Below are 24,215 nucleotides of genomic sequence, written 5' to 3'. Positions count from 1 at the left end.
TTAGTCATCGGCTAACGAGCACGCTCTTAGGGCATGGGTATGGCAGCTATAACCGTTCACCGCTCCCACCCGGCTCAGCCTCCCTTCAGCACCTAATCCGATTTCGCCTGCGCGTCAGCAATCGGAGCTTGATCTCATCCAGTGAGATCGCACGAAAGTCTCGATTTTCACTTCGGACAAAATCTTTGCACACCCGTCCCATGAGCCGCAGCAATCTCTCCGCTCTGGCTAAAACTCCCATATGAAGGTCCCAGAACGCCCGCTCATCCGCCAGAAGTCGCCTGTACCGTTCTGGAGTCATGCGTCCTTGACGGTCCATGATCGCGAGTTCGTGGTTTACCAGGATATCCCCAGCTACAACCAGCCGTTGTCCCGCTTTATCCAGACGATAAAAGAGATTGGTGTCGCTGTTATGCAGCGGAAATTGCAAATCATAACCACCGAGCATACGGACGTCAGAAACACGAAGCATCGACGCCGAGTTGAGCGCCGAAGTAAATCGCTTAGAGATACCCTGCATCCCCGGCGCAAGAACCTTCGGGAAAAAACCTCCCACAAAACGGAAGGGAGAGATAAGTCTTCCGCGATCTGCTATACGAGGAACGATGCCTGCAACTCGAGTGTCAGAAGCATAGAGCTTTGCATAAACCTCGATTTTCGTAAGAAAGTCCACCGGGAGGTTCGTATCCTGATCGAGGGTCAGCAACCAGGTAAAGCCTTCTTCCTCGGCCATCTTTAACGCCCTGTTATAAGGAACCACCAGCCCGGGATTATCAGGCTCTGCATAATATCGCACTCCATCCGGAAGAGAGCCTGGGTCTTGGCCTCCGGGCGTATTATCGGCAATCAAAACAGTAAGCCGCAGTCGATTAGAAGCCGCACGGGCTGCTTCGAGCAGTGTCCGTACCGTGGGAGACGCGGCTACCAGCTTCTTGTAAAGAACAATGACAGCGAAGATGTTTGTTCCTGCATCACGTGGAATAGCGAACTGGGCAGGGGAATCCATGCGGATGGTAGATTGCTAGGCCTTTCGACTTTCATTATAACTTTGGGTGACGCACTAATCCGCCTCCATAGAAAACCCATTCACTCTGCAGATCGCCCTCACAAAATAAGATCCCGGAGTGCGGCATCCAATCCAGTCGGCGAGTACTTCTTATAACTCCGCAGGTGACCCAGGACAGTGGGCAATCGTCTCCATCTACTAAGCGATAAGAGTGCATCCCCACGATGAGCGTGTTCTGCCTTGGCACATGCTTCGATCAACAGATGGTCATCCCCGGGGTTACCCTGTTTTTCCAAAGACACCTGCAGGGCGTCGAATTGGAGAGCATTCTCTCGATATACTTTTTGGTTGCGATCGCGTGAGAGCTGAATATACGCACTCACGCCGTATGACAAGATGTAACGACACTTCTCGCCGAGCGAAATAGGCACGCCGATCTGTTGGTTTGCATGGATGCGGTAAGCAACCAAATGCTCAGGACAAGCTATCAATCTAGCGTGTGCCGCCAGCATCAGCGCAAGCCACGCATCGTGATTCCAGTTCGATGGCATTGTGAGAAGTTCTTTCTTCGATGAACTGCGGATAGCCAAGGTCATGCCTGTAACGACATTCCTTCTCACCAAAACCTCCACAGCCTGTCCTGATCGAAAGTGCTCTTGATCAAATGCATCAAATTGGAAACTTCCCCAAAGATCTTTTCCCAAACGCCGCGACGAAGAGTCGATCAGGTCGCCATTTGAAAAGACGCCCGCGACGGAAGGATCATTAAGGAACAACTCCTTCAGCCTTTTCAATTTCTGTGGATACCAGACGTCGTCCTGATCGCAGAGCGCGATAAGCTCTCCAGTGCAAAGCTCGATGGCCCGCGCGAAGTTACCACTGTAGCCTAGGTTCTTTTGGTTGCGAACGATACGCACAGCAAAGGGACTCTCAGCTGCGAACCTCTCTGCGATGCTCAAAGTGGCATCGATTGAGCAATCATCACAAATAATGAGTTCTTCCGGCAGCAACTCCTGACGAGCAATGCTCTCTAGCTGTTCGCCAAGATATTTTTCCCCGTTATAAGTACACATTGCGACTGAAAATCGCACGTCGTCACGCACCAAATCTCTCCGTCGGTTTCTTTTGAAAATCAACCCCTTGAGACATCCGCGCTCCGATGCACTCCGAGAATGCCGCGAACCGACAGCAAGAGCCATGCTGATTTGGCGTCACTGAGTCCCACCAATATGCAGCCGCTGCCTCCTCGACCACGAGGTGGAGCGGCGCACCTCATTATAAATAAAAATTGTCTTTTTTCTTGCGCGACAATCCCATTGAGAGAGGCTTGCCGAGTTGTGCCAAAGGGAGGTTCAGCGGTGGCGCGCTACTTACACATGGGTCAATTCCTTTATACTCTCTTCTAGTATCAATGCGATTTGACGATCGCAGAACGCGTCTTATTAGGATTAGGAGTTGGCCACATGAACCGCAGAGAGTACGCCGCCCTTATCGAAACACGACTCAGAGCCGAAGCTGACCGGCTGCGGCAGGAATTTCCAAAGTATGTGGTGCAAAGCTGCTATGTCGATGACCTTTTACCGAAAGAACTTGCGTTGGAGATATGCAACGCCTTTCCCGACAAGAGCGAGATGATGCTCAAGAAGAGCCTGCGCGAAAACAAGCATGTTGCCGCACAGATGAATCAATATGCCCCAATACTTGAAGAGATCGTTTATGCATTTCAGGAGCCAGGTGTCCTGAACGCGGTCGCAGAAATTACCGGCATCCGTGACATGGTCCCCGACGATAAGCTGTATGCGGGCGGAATCAGCCTCATGGCGAAGGAAAACTTCCTTAACCCACATCTCGATAACTCTCATGACATCAAGCGCGAGGTCTACCGTGTCCTCAATCTGCTTTACTACGTGACCCCAGACTGGGGCCACGAGCACGGTGGAAACCTGGAGTTGTGGGATGACGGCCCTAAGGGTGCGCCGCGAGAGATTACAAGTCATTTCAATCGTCTTGCACTGATGGCCACTCACAAAAAATCATGGCATTCCGTGAGCGAGGTGAAAGTGGACCGCTCGCGTTGCTGCGTCTCCAACTATTACTTTTCCCCGAAACCCCTAGAAAATCACGAGTATTTTCATGTGACCTCGTTTAGGGGCAGGCCTGAGCAGCCGGTACGCGATTTGGTACTACAGGGCGACATAGCGCTGCGGCAAGGTATTCGCAAAGTGTTCAAGAAGGGTATCGTAGAGAACAAGCACGTTTACGAAAAGAGCTAACCCACTGGAAGCCGCTCGACAAAATCAGCGTGCAATTAACGTGTTTGTTATCGAATCGTTGACTCGACTTAAATGGTCATGAGAATACTTATCAATGCAATGGGAGTGACTAAGAGGAAGGCCGGCGTTGGCGTATATGCAAAGAGCTTAATCGATCTGTTGGTATCGAATGACAAAATACATCTATTTGTTCTCGCCCAGGATGATGACTCTGACTTCGACTACCAGAGCTTGCCGAATGTCACGGTGTTGTGGGTTCCCTCTAATTTGCTGCGAACACCGCTGATTCGCTTAATCTTCGAACAGGTGGTTTTGCCTCTTATCTTGTGGAAGCACCATATCGATGTTGTGCATTCCCTCCACTACTCTTTTCCTCTCATCAGCGGCCGAGCAAAGAACGTTGTCACAATTCATGACATGACATCATTCTCGATGCCCGAAGTGCACCTGACTTTTAAGAGGCTTTATTACCGAGCCTTTATTCGAGCTGCAGCCAGGCTCGCAGACGCTCTGATCTTCGTCTCTCAATCCGCTCGAAGCGATCTGATAGCAAGGTTCGGGCCGCCGAAGGGTATTTCCGTCGTAATACATCATGGCAAAAGCGATAGTTTCTCACCTTGTTGGGATCAGGAGCCTCTCCAGCAAGTCCGGAATAAGTACGGTCTACCCTCGCGTTTCATTTTGTATGTGGGAACAATCGAACCTCGGAAAAACCTTGTGCGGTTGGTCGAAGCGTTCTCGGAGATAGCTGCCCTTCATCCGGATACCGCACTAGTAATAGCAGGTTCAAAAGGATGGATGTATGACTCGCTCTTTGAGTGCGTTAGTCGGCTGCAGTTGGAAGCACGTATATTTTTTCCCGGTTTCGTAGCCGAAGAAGATAAGCGATTCCTCATCTGCGCCGCAGACGTCTTTGCGTATATCTCTTTGTACGAGGGCTTCGGTCTTCCTGTGCTTGAAGCTCTTGCCTGTGGAATTCCCACTCTCACCAGCAACACATCCTCCTTGCCAGAGGTTGCTGGAGTCGCAGCATTAGCGGTGGATCCAATGGATGTCGAACAGATTGCCTTCTCTTTAAATCGCCTGCTTTCGGATTCAGTTCTACGGCAAGAACTGAATAAAGCTTCCCTCCTCCAGGCCGCTGGGTTCACATGGCAAAAAACCGCCGCCTGTACCATCCGCGTGTATCGGGATACGCTCGATAACGCGATAGCGGAACTAGTGTAGAAGAGCAAAAATCCAGGCTGCGCGAAGCGGTATGAGCTTAACGGCCACATCAGTCGTACTGAAGCTCATGCGGCGCCGGTTCCGTCAGCGTTCCATCCTTGCGCTCGTACCACATAAAAATCTTATGGTCGCCATTCACCCGCACTGCGACAATGATCCCGCTTCCAAACGCCCCCGTCCCATCGGTCTTCGAAATATCCACGTGATGAGAACGAATCGGTCCACCTACAGGGCTCGCCGTCGTCCAGTCTTCGGTAAATCTCTTCAGCGGATAGTCCACATGGCGTTCGGGATGTTGCTCCCAGTCCGGGTCGTTTGTATAAATCGCAAACGCCTTGCCATAGTCCTGCGCCTCCAGAGCGCTGAAGAAGTTGCTTACCTTATGCTCGGCCGGAAGATTCGAAAAGAACCACCCATGTCCCAACAGGAATCCACCCATCCCCGATACGACCAACAGCGCAATCAGAACACCGGAAGCGATCAACAAATTACGGTTTCGTGTCTCGCGGCGGTTGTCGAATTCCGGTGCATTCAGCAGTGTCATAGTTCCTCATCCTTGTGGGTCAAAAACAAGTAGATCAAAAACAGATCAAATTTATTAGACACCGGCCCCGTCCATTTCGGACGACCCCACCTTATCGCCGGCTCCCAGCCATACCTTCATCAGTCGCAAGTGATGCTGCATATGTGCGACGTAGTCCTCGATCAGGAACCCAAGCGTCAACGACTCCCCTTCAATCAACCCGACGCTTCTCAGACTCGATTTTTCAATATGTCGAACCGTCCACGCCATATGCTCATTCAGTGCAAACCAAAGCGCCAGCACCTGCGCCCACTCGCGTTCGGCGTAGTGCTGCAGGTTTACCCACTCCACCTGCTCATACCCTGACTCGCTCTGTCCCGGCTCAATCTGTAATCGAACAACTCTCCCCAGGTTATTCACCGCTGAATCGATAAGATGCCCGATCACCTGCTTCGCGCTCCACTTGCCCGGTCGCTCCGGCACGCTCGCCTCAGCCTCGGAGAGTGTCACCAGCCCCGGCATCCACTCACGCAGCACCGTCGCAAGCCGCTCGCTCAACTCGGCTGAATCCAGCAGCGCAGCATCTGACTCCTGTGCATACATCACCATCCAAACGCTCCCTTGTACACTTCGAACTCAGTTCCAGTTGGCAGCAAGTATACCGACACCACATCGAACCGCACTGGAACATCGCCCCTCAGCTTCTCCGGAAATCCCTTCAGATAAGCCCGCGCCATCCTCCGCAGCATCTCTCGCTTGTCCCGGTCCACGGCCGACTCCGCCGTCATCCCATCCCTAGCACCGCGCGCCTTCACCTCGACAAAGCACAACGTTGGCCCATCCCACCCCACCAGGTCGATATCCCCCCACACCTTCGCCGTCTTCCACCTCTGCGCTACGACCGTGTACCCCAACTTCCGCAGATGGAACAGAGCCTCCCGTTCGCCCTGCTCGCCCGTCACAAGATGAGCAGGCCCCCCTTCGCGACGGACACTCAGAGAATCCAGCCTGCGCATCGCCCAAGCCTGAAGATCAATCCACACCGTAGCTGTCATCCGTCCTCTCGTATATGATTTCAGCCACCATCTCCGACTAGAATACGTGGCTTTGGAACCGCTGTCCTTACGCCAACTCTTCCCTGTTCCACACTCAGATACGGGCCCCCTGAAAATCAGAGGTCACAAATGCCAAGCGCATCGAGAGCACCGCTCTTTCTCCTTGGAATATTCCTAACTCTCGGACCCGCGTCGGGAGTTCAAGCGATTGCCCAGAGCCAGCCAGCACCATCAGCTCAAGCAGATCAACAATCGCCGCCCGAAGCCGCCGAGGCTACCGTCGACACCCAGGAGACACCGGACGACGAGCTGGACACTGCCGCCGTAACCCTCGACCTCTCGCACACCTCACCGCTCATTCAAAAGCTCTACCAGGCCACCCGCGAAACCAAGGAGCAGCCCATCCTCGACCGGCTCACCGAAGCCAAAAAACTAATCGCAGACGGAGCCGACGTCAAAGCAACCGACCAGTACGGCCGCACCGCGCTTCACTGGACCATCTTCGGCTCCAGCTACAACATCAAGCCGAAGATCATCGTGGCTTACGAAGGCATCGCAGACCAGCTCATCCAACACGGCGTAGAGATCAATCGCGAAGACATCTACAACGACACCGCGCTCGACTACCTCCTCTACTCCCCAAACTTCGAGATCCAGACCCTGCTGATAGAAAACGGTGCAACCAGCGGATTTCTCACCGCCTTCTTCCACTTCTTCAATCAGGAAAACGGCGACATGCCGCACACCATCGCCGCCAGCGTAGCGCAGTCAAGAAAAGCCGATCTCGCCCCCGGCCAAACCCTGAGCGTCCGCCTCAACGGCCCCGTCTACAGCGAACACTCCCGCACCGGCGACCCCGTAGAAGGCACCGTCACCTATCCCCTCTGCAAGAGCGGAGAAAATATCGCCTGCCCCAACGGAGAACTCGTCATCGCCCCCGGCACGAAGGTTCAGGCAACCGTCCTCTTCGCGCAAAAAGCTCCCGACAAATACTCTCGCCCGCGCCTTGTCCTCGACTTCTCCAACATCATTCACGCCGACGGCACACGCTCGCCACTCTACGCACGAGTCCTCGATGTCGATAACGCCCGCGAGACCGTCCGCAACAACGAGATCCTCGGCATCATCCAGCCTCACGCCTCCACCAAAGGATCCATCGCTCTCGCCGGTCTCAGCATGGTCAATCCCATCGCGGGATACACCATCAAAGGCGTCTCCGCGGTCTACGGCCTTTCCATTCGACGCGAGATTCTCTTCCCCGCAGGAACCGACCTGCAGATCCAGGTCGTCCGGCCCTCCATGCTGAAGACCCGCGACACCTGGTCAGGCTGGCCCGTACTGCCGGTCGATGCACCGCTCAAGGCGCTCGTTACCGCGGCCCCTCTACGCGTCTACACCAAAGACAACAAGCCCTCCGACGTAACCAATCTCATGTTCCTCGGCTCCCGGCAACAACTCGAAGCAGCCTTTAAGGAGTCAGGATGGTTCGAGGCGGACTCCCTCAGCATGGGCTCTGCAGCAAAGTCCGTCCAGGCGACCATTCGCGGCGCCGGGTACACCAACGCTCCCGTGTCTCTCCTAACCATCAACGGCAAACCGCCAGATCTCGTCTTTCAAAAGTCCCTCGACACCTTTGCCAAGCGGCATCACATCCGCATCTGGAAGGAGCCCGGAACCTATCAGGGACGCGACGTCTGGATCGGAGCCGCCACCCACGACATCGCCATCTCAACCGCAAAAGCGAAGACAAAGTGGTCCCACCGCATCGATCCCCACGTCGATCGCGAACGCGAATGGATTGAAACCGATCTCCTCTACTCCGGCACCGCAACCTCCTACGCGCTGGTCGACCGCCCGCACGCCCCCAAGAAGACCGCCAACGCAACCGGCGACGAGTTGCTCACCGACGGCCAGCTCTCGATCGTAGAGCTCGGCCCCACCAAACCGAACATCCTCAACCCACCGTCCCCAGTCTTGCAGTCCCATTAGCAGCAAATCACCATCCCTCGAACCACACACCTGTAGCATGGAACCATCGACGCAATCCGCACCACTAACGTCGATGATCCGCGCCGCATCCACAACTGCGCGCACTCAAACTGAGGGCAACCCGATGAACGTGATCCTCTTCGGCGCAACTGGCATGGTCGGCCAGAGCGCTCTACGCGAGTGTCTGCTGGACCCCGACGTAAAGCAGGTCCTCACCATCGGCCGCAGCCCAACCGGCCAGCATCACGCCAAGCTCCGCGAACTCGTTCACAAGGATCTCTTCGATTACTCCACCATCGAAGCCGACCTCACCGGCTACGACGCCTGCTTCTTCTGTCTCGGCGTCACCTCTGCCGGCATGTCCGAGGCACAGTACACCCACGTCACCCACGACCTCGCCCTCGCCGCTGCAACAACCCTGGCAAAGCTCAACCCCTCCATGACATTCCTCTACGTCTCAGGATCCGGAACCGACGGCACCGAACGCGGTCGCACCATGTGGGCTCGCGTCAAAGGCAAAACCGAAAACGACATCCTCAAACTTCCTTTCAAAGCTGCCTACATGTTCCGCATCGGATTCATCCAGCCGCTCCACGGCATCGTCTCCAAAACGAAGTCGTACCGTATCTTCTACTCCGTCCTGACGCCGATCCTCCCCCTCATGCGACGAGCCTTCCCCGCGCAGGTCGGCACCACCGAACAGGTAGGCCGCGCCATGCTTCTGGTCGCCAAACACGGCTTCCCTCGCCCCGTCCTGGAGCCCAAAGACATCAACACCTTGTAAAAAACCCCGACGCAATACTCCTCTAAAAATAAGAACCATACCGTTGCAACCATCCGATGGTTGCAAACTCTAAGAGTGATATTGAATCCAATGCAACAACAGCTCCCGTCCGGCCAATCCAGGTGATCGGACCGATGGGTGATTGCGGGATCGCAGATTCAAGAGCGAAGATCAAGAAGATTAGGAAGATCAATCCCGTCAGCAAGATCGGCTCCCACACTCGCACCTCCCGTGAAACATCGAGCGTGGACATCTACAATTGGAAACATCGCTGATATGCATGATTTGCGTAATCCGGGCCCCCTTCTGCTGACCACCTTGCTGTTCTCAATGCTCAGCCCGTATGCTCACGCGCAGACGCTCTCCCGCCAATCCAACCTCACATCGCCCTCGCGGCCAATCACCTCAACGCCAACAACCACAATCCCGCAGATCGCCACCCTCGCCCCCCTCCCCGCCCCCCCGGACGACGAACTGCCAGAAGCACCCGAACAGCAATCCGCCAATTTCATCTCATCCGACCAGCAACCCGCCGGCAGCATCAGCGGCACCGTCTTAGACCCCAGCGGAGCCCAGGTCGAAGGCGCTCTCGTCTCGATCCAATTCCTCGACTCCAGGCCCCAACGCACCCTCTCGACCGACGCAACCGGCTCCTTCAGCTTCACCGCAGTCAACCCCGGCACCTTCAAGGTAGCGGTCATCTCAGCAGGCTTTGCGAACTGGGTATCCCCATCCCTTGTCCTGCAAAAAGGCCAACTGTACGAGCTGCCAAACATCTCGCTGCAGATGTCCTCTGCCATGACAAACGTCGATGTAAACTTCACACGCCACGACATCGCCGAGGAGCAGGTATCGCTCGAAGAAAAACAGCGCGTCCTTGGCGTCTTCCCAAACTTCTACGTATCCTACAACTGGGACGCAGTGCCACTAAGCTCCGGCCAGAAGTTCCGCCTGGCCTGGAGAACCGCCTACGATCCCGTCTCCTTCGCCATCCCCGCAATCATCGCAGGTACCGAGCAGTCTCAGGACACCTTCAGCGGTTACGGCCAAGGCACCGCAGGCTACTTCAAGCGCTTCGGAGCCTCCTACGGCGACGGCTTCATCGGCAACATCCTCGGCAACGCGATCCTTCCCTCCGTCTTCCATCAGGACCCGCGCTACTTCTACAAAGGCACCGGAACCATTCGCTCGCGTGCTCTCTATGCCATGTCCACTGCCTTCATCTGCAAAGGAGACAACGGCCACTGGCAACCCAACTACTCCTTCATCCTCGGCAACTTCGCCTCCGCAGGCATCTCCAACCTCTACTACCCGTCCAGCGATCGCAACGGAGCAGGACTCACCATCAGAAACGGGCTCATCGACACCGCCTCAGGCGCAGCCTCCTCCCTCATTCAGGAGTTCCTCGTCAAGAAGCTCTCACGCGGCATCCCGAAGACTCCCCTCCCCGGAAAATAGAAGAATCGCGTTCGCCTGACTCCAAAAAAAATCTCACGACTCAACCTGACTTCCCCCTAAAAAGTCAACCCATTGCTTCCCGGCCCGGACCCTGCGATACTTAACCGTGCCCATCCTGCACAAATTTCAAATACATATAAAGAGGTCGCGGACATGTCTGCAAAGTACATCTTTGTAACTGGCGGAGTCGTGTCTTCGCTCGGCAAGGGTCTCGCCGCAGCCTCTATCGGCTGTCTCTTAGAGGCCCGCGGCATCAAGGTCAACCTCATGAAGTTTGACCCCTATCTCAACGTTGATCCCGGCACCATGTCGCCCTTCCAGCACGGCGAAGTCTTCGTCACCGACGACGGCGCCGAGACCGACCTCGACCTCGGCCACTACGAGCGCTTCACCCACGCCAGGCTCACCCGCGACAACAACCTCACCACCGGCCGCATCTACGAGCAGATCATCACCAAAGAGCGCCGCGGCGACTATCTCGGCAAGACCGTCCAGGTCATCCCGCACGTCACCAACGAGATTAAAAACGCCATGCGCAAGGTTGCCGCAGACTGCGAAGTAGCCATCGTCGAAATCGGCGGCACCGTCGGCGACATCGAATCCCTCCCCTTCCTCGAAGCCATCCGCCAGATGCGCCAGGACCTCGGCCGCGAGAACACCTGCTTCGTCCACGTCACCCTCATCCCCTGGATCGCCGCCGCGCAGGAGCTAAAAACCAAGCCCACTCAGCACTCCGTCAAAGAGATGCTCTCCATCGGTATCCAGCCCGACATCCTCCTCTGCCGCTCCGACCGCGCCGTCCCCCGCGAGATGCGCAACAAGATCGCCCTCTTCTGCAACGTCGAAGAGCCCGCCGTCATCGCCGCCCGCGACGTCGCCAGCATCTACGAGGTCCCCCTCACCTTCGCAGCCGAAGGCGTAGACACCCTCGCACTCAAGTACCTCCGCATCGAAGCCAAAACCCCCGACCTCTCCCGCTGGCAGGACATCGTCCGCCGCGCCTACCACCCCAAAGACGAAGTCTCCATCGCCATCGTCGGCAAGTACGTCGAGTACGAAGACTCCTACAAGTCCCTCAAGGAAGCTCTCGTCCACGGCGCCCTCGCCCACAACCTCAAGCTCCGCGTCACCTGGCTCGAAGCCGAAGGTCTCGAAACCCCCGACTACGCCGCCCAGCTTCAAGGCTTCGACGGCATCCTCGTCCCCGGCGGCTTCGGCAAGCGCGGCATCGAAGGCATGCTCAACGCCATCCGCTACGCCCGCGAGGAAGCCGTCCCCTACTTCGGCATCTGCCTCGGCATGCAGACCGCCTGCATCGAGTACGCGCGCAACGTCTGCGGCCTCAAGGACGCCAACTCCGGCGAGTTCGACCCCGCCACCCCCTACCGCATCATCTACAAACTCCGCGAGCTCACCGGCGTCGAAGAGATGGGCGGCACCATGCGCCTCGGTGCCTGGGACTGCGTCCTGGAGCACGACTCCCTCGCCGCTCACGCCTACGGCAAGACCGAGATCAGCGAGCGCCACCGCCATCGCTACGAGTTCAACCGCGAGTACGAGGCCATCCTCACCGGTGCCGGTCTTCGCATCACCGGCACCACGCCCGACGCAACCTACGTCGAGATCGTAGAGATCCCCACCCACCCCTTCTTCCTCGGCTGCCAGTTCCACCCCGAGTTCAAATCCAAGCCGCTAGAGCCGCACCCGCTCTTCCGCGACTTCATCGCCGCAAGCTACCAGAACCGCCTCGCCATCCGCCACGAGATCGCGACCTCCTCCAGTCTGGAAGCCCTGTAACCCCTGGAAGCCCTGTAACCAAAAACCGAGCCCGGAGTCGAACCATGCGCACCTGTCAGGGAGCGTTATGGCAAGACCCCTCTTAGTCTCATTCGTCGCCGGAGCATCCGGCCCCTGGCGCATTGATCGAATCGAATGCGTCGCCGGCGACGGTCTTCAACCAGCAGAAAGACTCACCGTCCTTGAAGGCTGCGAGTTCGACCCCGTCGAAGCACCCCTCTGGACCCTGCGTGGCGTAACCAGCCACATCCGGTACACCAAACGATCCGAATCCGGCGCGCTCCTTCAAAAGCAGCAAGGCCTTCACCGCCGTCAGGCAACACGCGCCGCGCTCATCCCCATTCGCAAGACAGCAGACTGGTGGGATCTCCCCCAGGACGAGCGCCGCAGCATCTTCGAAGAGCAATCCAGCCACATAGGCATCGGCCTCGAGTATCTCCCCGCCATCGCGCGCCGCCTGCTCCACAGCCGCGACCTCGCCCAACCCTTCGACTTCCTCACCTGGTTCGAGTACGCCCCCGAGCACTGCGATATCTTCGAAAAACTCGTGAGCCGCCTCCGCAGCTCCAGAGAATGGCAATACGTCGACCGCGAGATCGACATCCGCCTCGTCCGCGCATAAACCTCACGCCGCCAACCTTATCGCAACAGGGCTAAACAGCCGACGCAAAGCGGGAAGTTTTGGCCCAAGCCTGCCTTCTCTGTAGACTTGTCCCAACCATGCCACTCCCTCTGCGAGCTGCACTCCTTCTCGGCCTCTCCGCCACCTGCGCCATCGCCCAGACAACACCCGCCACCGACCCCGGCCTCCGCACCATCGCCGATGCGAACAAAAACCTCACCGGCACCCCGCCCCACGGCATCGACTGGAGCCCCGACGGCAAGCTCCTCACCTACATCGCCTCCGACGACGACACCACCGGCAAGACCGGCGACATCGTCCAGATCGAAGCCGCCACCGGCCACGCCAGCGTCCTCGCCACCGCCGAGCAGCTCAGCAAGCTCACCGCCGCCGCCGTCAACGAGAAAGACGCAGACCATCGCGCCCGCTACGGCATGTCCGCCTACCTCTGGGCAGCCGACTCCAAACATCTCCTCCTCGACAACGGCGGCCGTCTCTGGCTCTATGACATCGCCGCCGGAACCGGCGCCCTCATCGTCGACACCCACGAGGGCTCTGGCGACGACCCCAAGTTCTCCCCCGACGCAAAGTCCGTCTCCTACCTCCACAACCACAATCTCTACGTCCATCCCGTAGCCGCCCAAGGCAAGGAGACGGCCCTGACGCGCGACACCACCGACACCCTCCTCAACGGTGAGGTCGACTGGGTCTATCTCGAAGAGCTCGACGTCCGCAGCAACTACTTCTGGTCGCCCGACTCCAAATCCATCGCCTACCTCCAGATGAACGAGGCCAAAGTCCCGCAGTACCCCATAACCGACTGGATCCCAACCCACGCCACCATCGACAGCCAGCGCTACCCCCAGCCCGGCGACCCCAACCCCGCCGTCCGCGTCGGCATCGTCGCCGCCAAAGGTGGCAAGACCAGGTTCCTCGAAGTTCCCTTCAGCCCCAACAACGACTACATCCCCCGCTTCGGCTGGGTCGACGCCAACACCATCTACCTCGAAGTCCTCACCCGCGACCAGCAGCACCTCAACCTCTACTTCGCCGACGCCCGATCCGGCAAAACCCGCCTCGTCTACACCGACACCGACGCCAAATACCTCAACTTCAGCACCGACCTCAACATCCTCTCCGGCGGTCGCTTCCTCATCAGCAGTTGGCGCGACGGCCACACCCACCTCTACCTTTACAACTTCGACGAGCACCATCCCCTCGCCGCCGACGCCACCCTCACCCGCCAGCTCACCGAGGGCGACTACGAGGTCGAGTCCGTCAACAGCATCGACGAAAAATCCAGCACCGTCTTCTACACCTCCAACGAGGGCTCGCCTCTCGAAGACAATCTCTGGTCCATCAAACTCGACGGCACCGCAAAAGATCAGCTCGCCGCCGGGCGTGGCACACACGGCACAAAGACCTCCCCCGACGGCACCCACTTCAGCGACTACTACAGCGACGCCATCACCCCGCCCGTCATCAGTCTCTGCAACGTAACTCGAAACTGCTCTCCCATCTGGAAGTCGAAGCCCCTTCCCCCAGCCACGACTGTCACCAGTGCCATCGTCTCAGTGACTGCAGCAGACGGAAAAACCAAGCTCTACGGCCGCCTCACTCTTCCCTCCTCAACAAGTCCCACCTCCATCTCCGTTCCTCTCATCCTCAACCCCTACAACGGACCCACCCCCGAGAGCAGCATTCGTAACTCATGGAGCGCCAGCCAGATCTTCAACGAGCTCCTCGCTCAGCACGGCTACGCGGTTCTCGACGTCGACACCCGAGGCAGCGGAGGTCGTGGCCGCGAATTCCAACAGGCCGCCTACCGCAACTTCGGCCCTGTCCAGTTCTCCGATCAGATGGCCGCGCTCGACCAGATACTCACCCAATACCCGCAGCTCGACCCCAAGCGCATCGGCTGGTGGGGCTGGAGCTGGGGCGGCACCTTCACCCTCTACACCATGACCCACACCGACCGCATCCGCGCAGGCGTCGCCGTAGCGCCCGTCACCGACTGGCGCAACTACGACTCCATCTACACCGAGCGATACCTCGGCCTCCCCGCCGCCAACGCCACCACCTACACTACCGACTCCCCCACCACCGAAGCCGCCAAACTCAAAGGCCATCTCCTCATCGCCCAGGGCACCGGCGACGACAACGTCCACATGGCCAACACCATCCAGTTCCTCCAGCCCCTCATCGACGCCGGCATCCCCTACGACCTCCAGCTCTTCCCCCGCAAAACCCACTCCATCGCCGGCCCCACCGCACGCGACGAGCTCTTCAACCGCATCCTCTGGCACTTCGAAACCTACCTCAAACCCTAACCCCATCCCCCAACCTCTGCGATAGCAGTTACATAGGCGTTGTGGTTGCAGTTGCGGTTGCCTTTCTGGTTATCATCCCCAAATGGGATCTGCGCCGTTGCCGCTGCCGTTCTTGTTGTCATCCCCGAAGCGGATCTGCGGTTGCAGTTGTTTTGTTTTTGCGGTCATCCTGAACGCAGCGCAGTTGCTGTCACTCCCATCACCGCCAATACTTACACCGCACCGTAGTAGCATCCAAACAACATGACTACCCAATACGGCTCCTACGGTTCAGAACGCAGATCCTCCGGCACCTTCTTCGTCGTCCTGCTCTCGTTGATCCTCGGCGCCGCAGCCCTGGCCGTCTTCCTGCGCCACGCCACCACAGGCATCTTCGCACGCGCCGCCACCGCCATCACCGGCCGCACTACCACCTTCGACACCTCAGTTCCCGCGGTCGTCCAGCGCATTCAGCGCCTCAACCGCCTCGAAACCGTCGTCTACTCCATCGACACCGTAGTCGAAGGCTCGAAGTCCAGCGCCGTCCTCCCCGACCTCCTCGCCGGCGACCGCCTCCTCCTCGTCGTCCACGGCCAGTCCATCGCCGGCATCGATCTCTCGCAACTAAAGCCCGAGGACGTCCGCATCGAAAACAACGGCCAGTCCATCCACGTCACCCTCCCCGCCTCGCAGCTTTTCGTCACCACGCTCGACAACCAGCACACCCGCGTCTACGCCCGCTCCACCGGCCTCCTCATCCCCGCCGACCAGAACCTCGAGTCCGACACCCGCGCCAAAGCCGAGCAGCAGCTCCAGCAGTCCGCCCTGGCCGACGGCATCCTCGACACCGCCCGCAAGAACGCCCGCGCCACCATCACCACCCTGCTCTACGGCCTCGGCTTCCACCAGGTCGACGTCACCTAGTCCCGGCCACTCAAGATCGAAGCACGCTCCGCGTCAATCAGGTCGACGTCACCTAATCCAAGCTACCGCCTCCAATGCCGTTGCTTGCCGTTGCCCGTTTCTTTTGCTTGTCATTCCGTAGCGAAGCGGAGGAATCTGCTGTTGCCGTTGCCGTTCTTGTTGTCATCCCCGAAGGGGATCTGCGGTTGCCCTTGTAGTTGCTTTACCTTCCGCCCACTCACCACCGCAGAAACCTTATTCGCCCCACCGCGTCCAACCAGTCAATGCCACCGAAGCAGCACCTCTCCAGCGTCGCTTCTCTCAACCACCCACGAACCTGCGCTATCATTCAAGCATGATCTTCCGCTCCAAATCGAGGCTTGAAGACTCTCAACCCGAGGACGTCCCGGTCACCGCGCCGCTCCCCTTCCCGCGCCTCGCGCAGCAGCAAGACGACGACGCAGAGTCAACCCTCATCAAGACCGTAGGCTGGATCTCCGCCGGTCTCGGCGCCGTAGCCCTCGGCCTCTTCGTTGGTCGCGAACTCCGCCAGCGCTACAAGTTCAACCGTCGCACCCCCTACGACTTCTACGCCCACTCCGGCGACGAAAAAGACGTAGACTTCGGCCTCGGCATCTAGCAATCCCACAGACCCTTCAGTGAACCCCAAGCAGGGTGCACTTCGCATGGACCGCTATCTGCTGCGCCGTCCCGCCCATCGACCGGCCCACCGCGCCCTGCTGATGGCGAAGCCCAATCGCCAGCAGATCAGGCTTGATCTCCTCGATCAACCGTAACAACTCGCCGACAATATCTCCTTCGGTAATCTCCAGAGAAAGACTGACGCCGGCCCGGTCAGCCTCCGCCTTCGCCTTGCCCTGCAAGTCCAAATAAAAACTCCGCTTCTCATTCTTCAACAACAAAGGCACATCAGGAGCCACCGCCGCAACGTAACTCATATACGCCGGAAAGCCCTCAAGCACCGTTATCAGATGAAGCGTGGCCGAAGTAGACTTGGCCAGCTCCAGCGCAGAATGAAACGCCCTCCCAGACTCAGGCGATTCATCGAATGCCACAGCAATCTTCTTGAACATAATCTCTTCCCTTCACTCCTTTTCGATACCTCCAGAGGGAAGTTAGGAGCGAAATAATTGCTCGCGAAGCCGAATCCGGCGCTCAAGCCAGGAGTCCGCACCCTGATTTACGATAATCACGATGACAAAACTAGCTTTCCTCTTCCCCGGTCAGGGGTCACAGACCGTCGGCATGGGCCGCGATCTCTACGACCACTTCCCCACCGCCCGCGCCGTCTTCGACGAGGCCGACCACGCCCTCGGCTTCCCCCTCTCCAAACTCATCTTCGAAGGCCCCGAAGACCAACTCAAGCTCACCGAGCACACCCAGCCCGCCATCCTCACCGTCTCCGTAGGCGCCGCCCGCATCCTTGCAGAAAAAGGCATCACCCCAGCCTTCGCCGCCGGCCACTCCCTCGGCGAGTACTCCGCCCACGTCGTCGCCGGCACCCTCTCCTTCGCCGAAGCCGTCCGCACCGTCCGCTCCCGTGGCCAGTTCATGCAGCAGGCCGTCCCGCCCGGCGTCGGTGCAATGGCCGCCATCCTCGGCCTCTCCGCCGACCTCATCACCGACATCTGCGCCCAGATCTCCGACGACCTCACGCCCCTCCCCACCGACCCCGCCGCAAAAACCTTCTCCCCCAACGACGCCGTAGTCGCCCCCGCCAACCTCAACTCCCCCGACCAGACCGTCATCTCCGGCGCCACCCACGCCGTCGAGCGTGCCGCAGACCTCTGCAAACAAGCCGGAGCCAAGCGCGCCATCCTGCTTCAGGTCAGCGCTCCCTTCCACTGCGCCCTCATGCAGCCCGCGCAGGAGGCCCTCGCCACCACCCTCGAAGCCGTCACCTTCCACGACCCCGCCTTCCCCGTCGCCGCCAACGTCGACGCCCGCCTCATCCACCGCCGCGCCGAGGTCCCCGACTGCCTCATCCGTCAGGTCACCGGCTCCGTCCGCTGGGTCGAGTGCATGCAGCTCCTCATCGCCCACGGCGCAACCCACTTCATCGAAGTAGGCCCCGGCAAAGTCCTCTCCGGCCTCGTCCACAAGATCGACAAAAACCAGCACGCCACCCACGTCTCCGACTCCGCCTCCCTCGAAAAAACTCTTACGGCGTTAGCGACGGCCTGATACCTCTCCATTGCCTACCATCTCATTGCTATGAAAAGGCCCCATGATCAAGCCCGATAATCTTCCGCCAGAGATAACAATAGGCGCGACACAAAGCGGTAACGAGTATGGGTGGCAACTTGATTGCTTCCCTGGTGCTCTCGCTAAGGCAGAGGCTCTTGGATACGCTTGCCTTGGAGGGCAGTTTCAATTCCGCCTTTCTACTGGCACCTGTGAAATGCACTGGCTCAGTGTTGATTCGAAAGAACGCAAACCCGCCGAATCATGGCCAGCCTTTTGTCGTCGCTCCTGCTCGGAGATTTTGAGCGGCTTCACTAAGCTCCATGCAGAGACAGACTTTAGGAAAATGGCATCCGAATGGTCGTCTGTCCAAGACGCGATGGCTCAGGGCCTCGATCCTCATCAAGTGCTTGTCTTCGTAGCGTATTTTGTAACTGAAATTGAATACGCGAAGCTCAATCAAGGATTTGACCCGCTTCAACAGGAGAAGATCTCATGAATCCCGGCGACAAAGTAGAAAACTTCACCCTCCAAAACCAGGATGGCAAAGAAGTCTCCCTCACCGACTTCAAAACCAAGCCCGTAGTCCTCTTCTTCTACCCCCGCGCCGACACCCCCGGCTGCACCATCGAGTCCTGCGGCTTCCGCGACGCCTTCGAAAAGTTCCAGAAGCAAGGCATCGTCGTCCTCGGCATCTCCCGCGACACCGTCAAAGACCAGAAGAAGTTCAAAGACAAGTACGACCTGCCCTATGACCTCCTCGCCGACCCCGACATGGAGCTCATCAATCGCTACGACCTCGTCAAGCCCAAGAACATGTACGGCAAGCTCGTCAAAGGCGTCAAGCGCACCACCTACCTCATCGGCCCCGACACCGGAAAAGGCCAGCGCCTCCTCCACATCTTCGAAGAGGTCAAACCCGAAGGCCACGCCGAAGAGGTCCTCGCTCTCCTCAAAGCTCACGCCAAAAAATAACCTCATCACATCCGCCGCAACAAAACCGCGCAGCAGCATCGAAGAACCAGAGACCCTACCTATGAACACCTATCAAGTGAGATTTAAGCTTCATCAGGACCCGGAACACCCTGGCGGATACCTCCTGAAATACCAGCGCGTGATCGACATCACGCATGAAGAAAATCCGCTGAAAGTTGTCTTTCCCGACGCAGTAAAACTTCGAGGGGCCTTCCTCAAAGCCGGCCTCTACCTTCACTCCTTCGGCACACAGGACACAGGCAGAGACGTGATGCCCGACCCCAACCAGGACTACGAAGTCACCGATCAGATGATGCGCGACCTGGGATTCGACATCCCTGCGTGATCCCGCGCAGCCGCTCCAGCACAAGCCCGTCGCAAGTCGCAAGACGAAAAAAAGAAGAGCCCAACGCCAGCCAGCGCGGGGCTCTTCCCTTTGACCGCCATGACCTCCCGGCAGCTACGGCTTCGGCGTCCAGAACTCCGGCTCAGCCTGCACCAACTGATCCGGCGGGTAACTCATCTTCGGTGCGATCCGAAACAGATTCGACTGCCTTGACTCGACGCACGCAGCCTCCAACGCATCCAGCTTCTTCAAGCCCTCTGGCCCCAGCGCCTCGATGAACTTCGGATCCTTGGCAAAGTTCGAGTCGATCTCCTCCCCGGACCTCAGCGTCGTAATCACCAGGAACGTGCCGCCTCCGCCGTAAACCAACTCGTAGGTTCCCCAGTGAGCATCCGGAACACCCTTCTTGTACGCGTCGATCACCAGCTTCACCAGCTCCGTCCACTCGCCCATGTGGCCCGGCCGAACCACAAACTGCGTCAGCTCCTCATAGCGAGCTCCCACCCGGTATCCCTGGTTCAGACTCATATCGTCCCTTCGCATCCACATGCTCGAGTTCGTCTCCGCAAGCAGATCCCCATCCGCCTCATTCGCCCGGTCAAGCTCCGCCGAGAGAGACGCATTGGCATTCACCTTCTTGCGCTCAGCCTCAATCTCCGCAAAGCTCGGATAGGTGCTTAGAAACAGAACCCTGGGCCGGCCCGAAAGAGACGTAAGGGCGTAATAGTGGTCCGTAGCCTTCGCATCCGCCATCGCCTTGACAAACGCAGCCTCGCTCTTCTCATGCGCTGCACCTTCCTTGCCCGGCTTGGTGAACTCCCGCTGAATCGTCAATATCTTTGGACCCGCAATCACCTTGTCCTGTGCGTAAACGGTTAACGTCGCGCTGCTCGCAAAGCTTAGAAACATCACAGACAGGGCAGTACATTGAGAACAAATGGATAGCTTCATACGATCTTTCTCCTGGATGGAAGCGTGAGAGAAGCAGAGGCGGTGCGCAGACAACGAACTCCTCTGGTGTCTTCGCGAGAGGTATATCGCCTGCAATGCGGACAGGCACGCCGCGGATAAAAATCCTCAGCCCGACTGCCCGGGAACGAGTCTTTCCCCGGAGCCTGGAAGCAAGTGTCAAAATTAGTGCGGCTAATAGTAGGAACTTCAAGGCAAGAAAGCAATCAATTTTCCGTCATATCAGAATCTCAGACGCCCGTACCTCAGCATCGCCCGCATAGCCACCCAACCCCAGCTCAGCCAACCTGTTAGCGCACCTCGTCCCATCGTCGACACGCGCAACCGTGATCCTCCGCCGATCTCCGTCAATCTCCGCAGCACCCCGCAGTCCATTCCCTATAATGGAAGAACGGGGCATGACACAAACTCAAATAGCCACCACGGCCCTTCTCACCGCGACCACGGCCGCCGCAGGAGCCCTCACCTACGCCGCGCTCTCCGCACAGTCCCAGTTCTTCGGCAAGCTTCTCATCGCCACCAACAATCCCAACCAGATCGCCCTCACCTACGACGACGGCCCCAACGACATCGTCACCGAACGCCTCCTCGAGGTCCTCGCCCGCCATCAAACCCGCGCCTCCTTCTTCCTCATCGGCCGTTATGTCCAGCAGCGCCCCGCCATCGCCCGCGACCTCGCAGCCGCAGGACATCTCATCGGCAACCACACCATGACCCATCCCTGGCTGGCCTGGCAGTCGCCCGCCCGCATCCGCGAAGAGCTCACCCGCTGCAACGCCGCCATCGAAGACTCCCTCGGCATCCCCGTCCGCTACTTCCGCGCCCCCCACGGCGCCCGCCGCCCCGCAGTCCTCCGCATAGGCCACGAGCTCGGCCTCACCCCTGTTCAGTGGAACATCCTTCCCGGCGATTGGAAGCCCCTCTCCCCCCGCGAGATCGCGAACCGAACCCTCCGTGGAATTCTCCGCAACCAACGCCAAAACCGTTCATCCAATATCGTGCTGCACGACGGCGGACAGGCAGGTCTCGGTCAGCCCCGTCTGCCCAGCGTCGAAGCCACATCCCTGATTCTTCAACACTATAAAAATCAACCGGAGATCCGGTTTGTGACAATAGATTCCTGGACATAGAGCAACGCCGCAGTTGAGGTAGAGTCGCCTTGGCCTTTTTGTTTGTTATTCCCGAAGGGAATCTGCGTTTGCTGTCTCAACACCATCAGGCAAATTGCCATAGTCCCCAATAGATTCCCAGACAGACGCCACGCAAAATTCTGGAGCTATGATCCCCACCCGATCCCGTACCATGGCAACACCCCGAGAGGAACCCCGATGAGCACAACCGCCAATCCAGCCGCGGCCCAGCAGAACCCCGTCATCGATCCCGAACTCCCCGCGCCGTTATCCATGAGAGACGTCTTGCGCGTCCCCATGATGCGCCGTCTCTGGTACGCCCAGATCATCTCCGTCTTCGGCGACTTCCTCGCCCTCTTCGCCGTCATCAACGTCATCACCTTCAGGCTGCACGCCACCGCCCAGCAGGTCACCGGCGTCCAGATCGCTTATATGCTTCCCATCGCAGTCCTCGGCATCCTCGCCGGAGTCTTCGTCGACCGCTGGCCGCTGAAGCCCACCATGGTCTCAAGCGACTCCATTCGCGCCTGCCTCTGTCTCCTGCTCATCTTCGCCACGCAGATCTGGCACTACTACGCCATCCTCGCCGCCATCAGCGTCATCTCCAGCTTCTTCGGCCCGGCGCAGGGAGTCGCCATCCGCTCCGCAGTCCCGTTGCATGGCCTCCGTTCCGCAAACGCACTCATGCAGCAGGTCATGTTCGGCATGCGCATCATAGGCCCTGCCATCGCCGGTCTCATGGTCTCCTATCTCGGAGCCGTCAGCTGCTACGCCTTCGACTCCGCCAGCTTCGTCGGCTCCGCCATGCTCATCGCCTCTGTTACCTTCATGGCGGTCGGACCAAAAGCAGCCGCGCCAACTCCCGACACAGCAAACAGCTCCGCGATCGGCAAAGTGTGGCTCGACATGAAGCAAGGCTTCAACTTCATCCTGCACCACGCCGCTCTATTGTTCGTCATCCTCGCCATGGCAGCAGGTATGTTCGTCCTCGGCTGCTTCGGCCCGCTGATCGCCATCTACGTGCGCGACTCCCTCCACGCATCCACCAAATCCTTCGCCATAGCCTCAGCAATGATCGGCCTCGGGATGCTCCTCGGCATCAACGGCCTCAACACCTTCGGCAAAAAACTGAAGGACACGCTCCTGGTCTACTCCGGTCTCTGCGGCATCGCCGTTGGTCTCGTCATCCTCACCTTGCTGCCTCACCTCTGGTCAACGATCCTCGGCAACCTCACCATCGGCTTCTCGGTAGCAGGAATCATCGTCCCCTCCCAAACCCTTTTTCAGAAAGCAACCCCGCCAGAGCTGATGGGCCGCGTAGGTTCCACCTTCATGTCCATCATCTTCACCGCCCAGATCTCAGGTCTGGTCCTCTCCGGCTTCCTCTCGCAATACATCGGCGTCCGTCAGGTCTTCGCCCTCTGCGCCGCCATGCTCGTCGTCCTCATAGTGGCAGGCAAAATCTGGATGGAGCCCAAACCCGCAGCCACACAGTCTGCCTGAACTCCCACTCAGGCAGACTGCCCCATCTGTCAGCTTGCCCGCGCCGTCTTCTTTCGTCGCCGCTGCTCACTTGCCTCGATGATTTCGCTCATGTCCCCCACTGGCCGAATCTCGAAGATGTTGCCAAACGTCATCGCCGGATGCTGCGCCATGAGCTGTACCGCATGATTCATGTCTCGCGCCTCAAGGACGAGAATGCCGCCGAGTTGTTCCTTGGTTTCGGCATAGGGACCGTCGGTCGTTGCCACTTTGCCGTTCTTCCAATACAGCGTCAAGGCGGTCTCCGAAGGCTGAAGCGCTTCTCCGCCAGCCCTGTACCCGTTGGCGCGAAGATGCTCGTCATATTCAAAACATTTATCGAACATGGCGTCTCGCTCGCTCTCAGTCATGCCATCGAACTTGCCTTTGTCGTAGTAGCCAAAACAGATGTATTTCATAGCTCCTCCTTGTTTCCTGTGACTCCTTATTCCCTGTGACTCCTTGTTTCCTGTGACTCAAGGAGCCGAAGCTCATCGTTCTGTTATCAGAGAGTCGTTCGGGAGAGCGAAGATCGACCCGGTCAGAAAGGTCGGAAGAGGAGCCGGTTTCGCCGGTAGGGGTAACTTACGGCTTTACCCGCGACGGGTGAGGTGTGCCGCCCGGCAGGCTGCTATATGGGATCTCGCGCACCTCGCCCCGCGACCGGCTATCGAAGGCAGCCTTGCGGGCCCACGCCAGTGCCTCGTCCATGTCAGCGGCTTCCAGTATCCAAAAACCGCCAATGTGCTCCTTGGTTTCCAGATACGGACCATCGGTGATGAGAGCTTCGCCATTCGGCTGCCCTCGCACCGACTTCGCCTGGCTGGCTGGGCTGAGGCCACAAGCCATGAGCCTGGCACCAGCAGCTTCCAACTCGTCGTTGAGATCATTGATAGCGCGTACCGTCGCTTCGGTCATGGTGGACGGGTCGAAGTTGTCGGGTAGGTAATTCGCAAGCAAATATTGCGGCATGATTTCCTCCTCTTATCGTGTAACGGTCTTCGCGCGAGCCGGGGAAAACCTGCGATGACGAGCGCGGACTCGATGCGCCTTACGGCTTCGATGAAGCGATGGAAGACCTGATGTGGACCGGTAGCGGACACCGCTACCGATCACACCGGCT

26 protein-coding genes are annotated in these 24,215 nt (G+C 58.4%); 16 read left to right on the top strand and 10 right to left on the bottom strand.

Translation table 11 applies throughout. The features are described from left to right. Positions 1-85: 85 nt before the first annotated feature. Entirely contained in the window at positions 86-1,006 is a 921-nt protein-coding gene (locus HDF10_RS00700) for a glycosyltransferase family protein (RefSeq protein ID WP_183809516.1), read from the bottom strand. Positions 1,007-1,104: 98 nt separating this feature from the next. Further along, positions 1,105-2,109, bottom strand: coding sequence for a glycosyltransferase family 2 protein (locus HDF10_RS00695; RefSeq protein WP_183809514.1), 1,005 nt, complete (start codon positions 2,107-2,109; stop codon positions 1,105-1,107). A gap of 360 nt (positions 2,110-2,469) precedes the next feature. Here HDF10_RS00695 and HDF10_RS00690 point away from each other — a divergent pair, with 360 nt between their 5' ends. Next, positions 2,470-3,279, top strand: a complete 810-nt coding sequence (locus HDF10_RS00690; protein ID WP_183809512.1) for a 2OG-Fe(II) oxygenase — start codon at positions 2,470-2,472, stop codon at positions 3,277-3,279. Positions 3,280-3,357: 78 nt separating this feature from the next. After that, positions 3,358-4,506, top strand: a complete 1,149-nt coding sequence (locus HDF10_RS00685; protein WP_221271328.1) for a glycosyltransferase family 4 protein — start codon at positions 3,358-3,360, stop codon at positions 4,504-4,506. Positions 4,507-4,555: 49 nt separating this feature from the next. On the opposite strand, the gene HDF10_RS00680 is transcribed toward HDF10_RS00685, so the two are convergent. From HDF10_RS00680 to HDF10_RS00670, 3 genes are read right to left on the bottom strand one after another with little or no spacing between them, the layout of a single operon-like run. Next, the gene (locus HDF10_RS00680) at positions 4,556-5,050 is read right to left on the bottom strand and encodes a hypothetical protein (RefSeq protein ID WP_183809508.1); all 495 of its coding nucleotides are present in this window, start codon (positions 5,048-5,050) and stop codon (positions 4,556-4,558) included. Positions 5,051-5,104: 54 nt separating this feature from the next. Beyond that, a complete protein-coding gene (locus HDF10_RS00675) occupies positions 5,105-5,638 on the bottom strand; it encodes a DinB family protein (protein WP_183809506.1) in 534 nt (177 codons plus the stop codon). Further along, positions 5,632-6,084 carry a YraN family protein gene (locus HDF10_RS00670; RefSeq protein ID WP_183809504.1) on the bottom strand — a complete coding sequence of 151 codons (453 nt, stop codon included), beginning with the start codon at positions 6,082-6,084 and terminating at the stop codon, positions 5,632-5,634. The genes HDF10_RS00675 and HDF10_RS00670 overlap by 7 nt, the downstream gene beginning before the upstream one ends. A 129-nt stretch (positions 6,085-6,213) precedes the next feature. Here HDF10_RS00670 and HDF10_RS00665 point away from each other — a divergent pair, with 129 nt between their 5' ends. From HDF10_RS00665 to HDF10_RS00630, 8 genes are all read left to right on the top strand, one after another. Next, complete coding sequence (locus HDF10_RS00665) at positions 6,214-8,073, top strand: LssY C-terminal domain-containing protein (protein WP_183809502.1); 1,860 nt, start codon at positions 6,214-6,216, stop codon at positions 8,071-8,073. Between the two features lie 37 nt (positions 8,074-8,110). Next, complete coding sequence (locus tag HDF10_RS00660) at positions 8,111-8,857, top strand: NAD-dependent epimerase/dehydratase family protein (RefSeq protein WP_260177522.1); 747 nt, start codon at positions 8,111-8,113, stop codon at positions 8,855-8,857. Positions 8,858-9,133: 276 nt separating this feature from the next. Next, on the top strand, positions 9,134-10,315 hold the full coding sequence (locus HDF10_RS00655; protein ID WP_183809500.1) for a carboxypeptidase-like regulatory domain-containing protein: 1,182 nt from the start codon (positions 9,134-9,136) through the stop codon (positions 10,313-10,315). A gap of 153 nt (positions 10,316-10,468) precedes the next feature. Continuing rightward, positions 10,469-12,112 carry a CTP synthase gene (gene pyrG / locus HDF10_RS00650; protein ID WP_183809498.1) on the top strand — a complete coding sequence of 548 codons (1,644 nt, stop codon included), beginning with the start codon at positions 10,469-10,471 and terminating at the stop codon, positions 12,110-12,112. Positions 12,113-12,179: 67 nt separating this feature from the next. Continuing rightward, positions 12,180-12,734 carry a chlorite dismutase family protein gene (locus HDF10_RS00645; RefSeq protein ID WP_183809496.1) on the top strand — a complete coding sequence of 185 codons (555 nt, stop codon included), beginning with the start codon at positions 12,180-12,182 and terminating at the stop codon, positions 12,732-12,734. A 98-nt stretch (positions 12,735-12,832) separates the two neighbouring features. Beyond that, a complete protein-coding gene (locus tag HDF10_RS00640; RefSeq protein WP_183809494.1) occupies positions 12,833-15,064 on the top strand; it encodes an alpha/beta fold hydrolase in 2,232 nt (743 codons plus the stop codon). Between the two features lie 243 nt (positions 15,065-15,307). Next, on the top strand, positions 15,308-15,967 hold the full coding sequence (locus tag HDF10_RS00635; protein ID WP_183809492.1) for a DUF4230 domain-containing protein: 660 nt from the start codon (positions 15,308-15,310) through the stop codon (positions 15,965-15,967). A gap of 334 nt (positions 15,968-16,301) precedes the next feature. After that, positions 16,302-16,586: a hypothetical protein gene (locus HDF10_RS00630; RefSeq protein ID WP_183809490.1), complete on the top strand. Its 285-nt coding sequence runs from the start codon at positions 16,302-16,304 to the stop codon at positions 16,584-16,586. 16 nt (positions 16,587-16,602) lie between these two features. On the opposite strand, the gene HDF10_RS00625 is transcribed toward HDF10_RS00630, so the two are convergent. Continuing rightward, positions 16,603-17,040, bottom strand: coding sequence for a universal stress protein (locus HDF10_RS00625; protein ID WP_183809488.1), 438 nt, complete (start codon positions 17,038-17,040; stop codon positions 16,603-16,605). Positions 17,041-17,161: 121 nt separating this feature from the next. On the opposite strand from HDF10_RS00625, the gene fabD reads away from it, so the two are divergent. From fabD to HDF10_RS00605, 4 genes are all read left to right on the top strand, one after another. After that, entirely contained in the window at positions 17,162-18,151 is a 990-nt protein-coding gene (gene fabD, locus HDF10_RS00620; protein ID WP_183809486.1) for an ACP S-malonyltransferase, read from the top strand. A 43-nt stretch (positions 18,152-18,194) separates the two neighbouring features. After that, the gene (locus tag HDF10_RS00615; RefSeq protein ID WP_183809485.1) at positions 18,195-18,650 is read left to right on the top strand and encodes a hypothetical protein; all 456 of its coding nucleotides are present in this window, start codon (positions 18,195-18,197) and stop codon (positions 18,648-18,650) included. Continuing rightward, positions 18,647-19,126: a peroxiredoxin gene (locus tag HDF10_RS00610; RefSeq protein WP_183809483.1), complete on the top strand. Its 480-nt coding sequence runs from the start codon at positions 18,647-18,649 to the stop codon at positions 19,124-19,126. The genes HDF10_RS00615 and HDF10_RS00610 overlap by 4 nt, the downstream gene beginning before the upstream one ends. 61 nt (positions 19,127-19,187) lie before the next feature. Further along, on the top strand, positions 19,188-19,472 hold the full coding sequence (locus tag HDF10_RS00605) for a hypothetical protein (protein WP_183809481.1): 285 nt from the start codon (positions 19,188-19,190) through the stop codon (positions 19,470-19,472). A gap of 114 nt (positions 19,473-19,586) precedes the next feature. Here HDF10_RS00605 and HDF10_RS00600 read toward each other — a convergent pair whose 3' ends face one another. Both HDF10_RS00600 and HDF10_RS00595 read right to left on the bottom strand, forming a co-directional pair. Continuing rightward, entirely contained in the window at positions 19,587-20,423 is an 837-nt protein-coding gene (locus tag HDF10_RS00600) for a hypothetical protein (RefSeq protein WP_183809479.1), read from the bottom strand. A gap of 235 nt (positions 20,424-20,658) precedes the next feature. After that, complete coding sequence (locus tag HDF10_RS00595; protein ID WP_183809477.1) at positions 20,659-20,841, bottom strand: hypothetical protein; 183 nt, start codon at positions 20,839-20,841, stop codon at positions 20,659-20,661. Between HDF10_RS00595 and HDF10_RS00590 the strand changes: the two genes are divergently transcribed. Beyond that, positions 20,840-21,571 (top strand): polysaccharide deacetylase family protein, encoded by a 732-nt coding sequence (locus HDF10_RS00590; RefSeq protein ID WP_183809475.1) that lies wholly within the window; start codon positions 20,840-20,842, stop codon positions 21,569-21,571. The genes HDF10_RS00595 and HDF10_RS00590 overlap by 2 nt on opposite strands. A gap of 198 nt (positions 21,572-21,769) precedes the next feature. Further along, a complete protein-coding gene (locus HDF10_RS00585) occupies positions 21,770-23,074 on the top strand; it encodes an MFS transporter (protein ID WP_183809473.1) in 1,305 nt (434 codons plus the stop codon). A 29-nt stretch (positions 23,075-23,103) separates the two neighbouring features. Here HDF10_RS00585 and HDF10_RS00580 read toward each other — a convergent pair whose 3' ends face one another. Both HDF10_RS00580 and HDF10_RS00575 read right to left on the bottom strand, forming a co-directional pair. Continuing rightward, positions 23,104-23,511 (bottom strand): YciI family protein, encoded by a 408-nt coding sequence (locus tag HDF10_RS00580; RefSeq protein WP_183809471.1) that lies wholly within the window; start codon positions 23,509-23,511, stop codon positions 23,104-23,106. Positions 23,512-23,677: 166 nt separating this feature from the next. Beyond that, on the bottom strand, positions 23,678-24,064 hold the full coding sequence (locus HDF10_RS00575; RefSeq protein WP_183809469.1) for a YciI family protein: 387 nt from the start codon (positions 24,062-24,064) through the stop codon (positions 23,678-23,680). Positions 24,065-24,215: the final 151 nt, after the last annotated feature.

Source organism: Tunturiibacter empetritectus, from assembly GCF_014201375.1.
In the GTDB taxonomy this organism is placed as follows: Bacteria; Acidobacteriota; Terriglobia; order Terriglobales; family Acidobacteriaceae; genus Edaphobacter; species Edaphobacter lichenicola_D.
The sequence above is the reverse complement of the archived record's forward strand: the minus strand, read 5'-3'. Positions and strand labels throughout refer to the sequence as shown.

What these genes read in the sequence shown, in the direction of transcription:
- HDF10_RS00700 (WP_183809516.1), bottom strand. Translation starts at nt 1,006, where the DNA reads ATGGATTCCCCTGCCCAGTTCGCTATTCCACGTGATGCAGGAACAAAC.
- HDF10_RS00690 (WP_183809512.1), top strand. Translation starts at nt 2,470, where the DNA reads ATGAACCGCAGAGAGTACGCCGCCCTTATCGAAACACGACTCAGAGCC.
- HDF10_RS00685 (WP_221271328.1), top strand. Translation starts at nt 3,358, where the DNA reads ATGAGAATACTTATCAATGCAATGGGAGTGACTAAGAGGAAGGCCGGC.
- HDF10_RS00680 (WP_183809508.1), bottom strand. Translation starts at nt 5,050, where the DNA reads ATGACACTGCTGAATGCACCGGAATTCGACAACCGCCGCGAGACACGA.
- HDF10_RS00675 (WP_183809506.1), bottom strand. Translation starts at nt 5,638, where the DNA reads ATGGTGATGTATGCACAGGAGTCAGATGCTGCGCTGCTGGATTCAGCC.
- HDF10_RS00670 (WP_183809504.1), bottom strand. Translation starts at nt 6,084, where the DNA reads ATGACAGCTACGGTGTGGATTGATCTTCAGGCTTGGGCGATGCGCAGG.
- HDF10_RS00665 (WP_183809502.1), top strand. Translation starts at nt 6,214, where the DNA reads ATGCCAAGCGCATCGAGAGCACCGCTCTTTCTCCTTGGAATATTCCTA.
- HDF10_RS00660 (WP_260177522.1), top strand. Translation starts at nt 8,111, where the DNA reads ATGGAACCATCGACGCAATCCGCACCACTAACGTCGATGATCCGCGCC.
- HDF10_RS00655 (WP_183809500.1), top strand. Translation starts at nt 9,134, where the DNA reads ATGCATGATTTGCGTAATCCGGGCCCCCTTCTGCTGACCACCTTGCTG.
- pyrG (WP_183809498.1), top strand. Translation starts at nt 10,469, where the DNA reads ATGTCTGCAAAGTACATCTTTGTAACTGGCGGAGTCGTGTCTTCGCTC.
- HDF10_RS00645 (WP_183809496.1), top strand. Translation starts at nt 12,180, where the DNA reads ATGGCAAGACCCCTCTTAGTCTCATTCGTCGCCGGAGCATCCGGCCCC.
- HDF10_RS00640 (WP_183809494.1), top strand. Translation starts at nt 12,833, where the DNA reads ATGCCACTCCCTCTGCGAGCTGCACTCCTTCTCGGCCTCTCCGCCACC.
- HDF10_RS00635 (WP_183809492.1), top strand. Translation starts at nt 15,308, where the DNA reads ATGACTACCCAATACGGCTCCTACGGTTCAGAACGCAGATCCTCCGGC.
- HDF10_RS00630 (WP_183809490.1), top strand. Translation starts at nt 16,302, where the DNA reads ATGATCTTCCGCTCCAAATCGAGGCTTGAAGACTCTCAACCCGAGGAC.
- HDF10_RS00625 (WP_183809488.1), bottom strand. Translation starts at nt 17,040, where the DNA reads ATGTTCAAGAAGATTGCTGTGGCATTCGATGAATCGCCTGAGTCTGGG.
- fabD (WP_183809486.1), top strand. Translation starts at nt 17,162, where the DNA reads ATGACAAAACTAGCTTTCCTCTTCCCCGGTCAGGGGTCACAGACCGTC.
- HDF10_RS00615 (WP_183809485.1), top strand. Translation starts at nt 18,195, where the DNA reads ATGATCAAGCCCGATAATCTTCCGCCAGAGATAACAATAGGCGCGACA.
- HDF10_RS00610 (WP_183809483.1), top strand. Translation starts at nt 18,647, where the DNA reads ATGAATCCCGGCGACAAAGTAGAAAACTTCACCCTCCAAAACCAGGAT.
- HDF10_RS00605 (WP_183809481.1), top strand. Translation starts at nt 19,188, where the DNA reads ATGAACACCTATCAAGTGAGATTTAAGCTTCATCAGGACCCGGAACAC.
- HDF10_RS00600 (WP_183809479.1), bottom strand. Translation starts at nt 20,423, where the DNA reads ATGAAGCTATCCATTTGTTCTCAATGTACTGCCCTGTCTGTGATGTTT.
- HDF10_RS00590 (WP_183809475.1), top strand. Translation starts at nt 20,840, where the DNA reads ATGACACAAACTCAAATAGCCACCACGGCCCTTCTCACCGCGACCACG.
- HDF10_RS00595 (WP_183809477.1), bottom strand. Translation starts at nt 20,841, where the DNA reads ATGCCCCGTTCTTCCATTATAGGGAATGGACTGCGGGGTGCTGCGGAG.
- HDF10_RS00585 (WP_183809473.1), top strand. Translation starts at nt 21,770, where the DNA reads ATGAGCACAACCGCCAATCCAGCCGCGGCCCAGCAGAACCCCGTCATC.
- HDF10_RS00580 (WP_183809471.1), bottom strand. Translation starts at nt 23,511, where the DNA reads ATGAAATACATCTGTTTTGGCTACTACGACAAAGGCAAGTTCGATGGC.
- HDF10_RS00575 (WP_183809469.1), bottom strand. Translation starts at nt 24,064, where the DNA reads ATGCCGCAATATTTGCTTGCGAATTACCTACCCGACAACTTCGACCCG.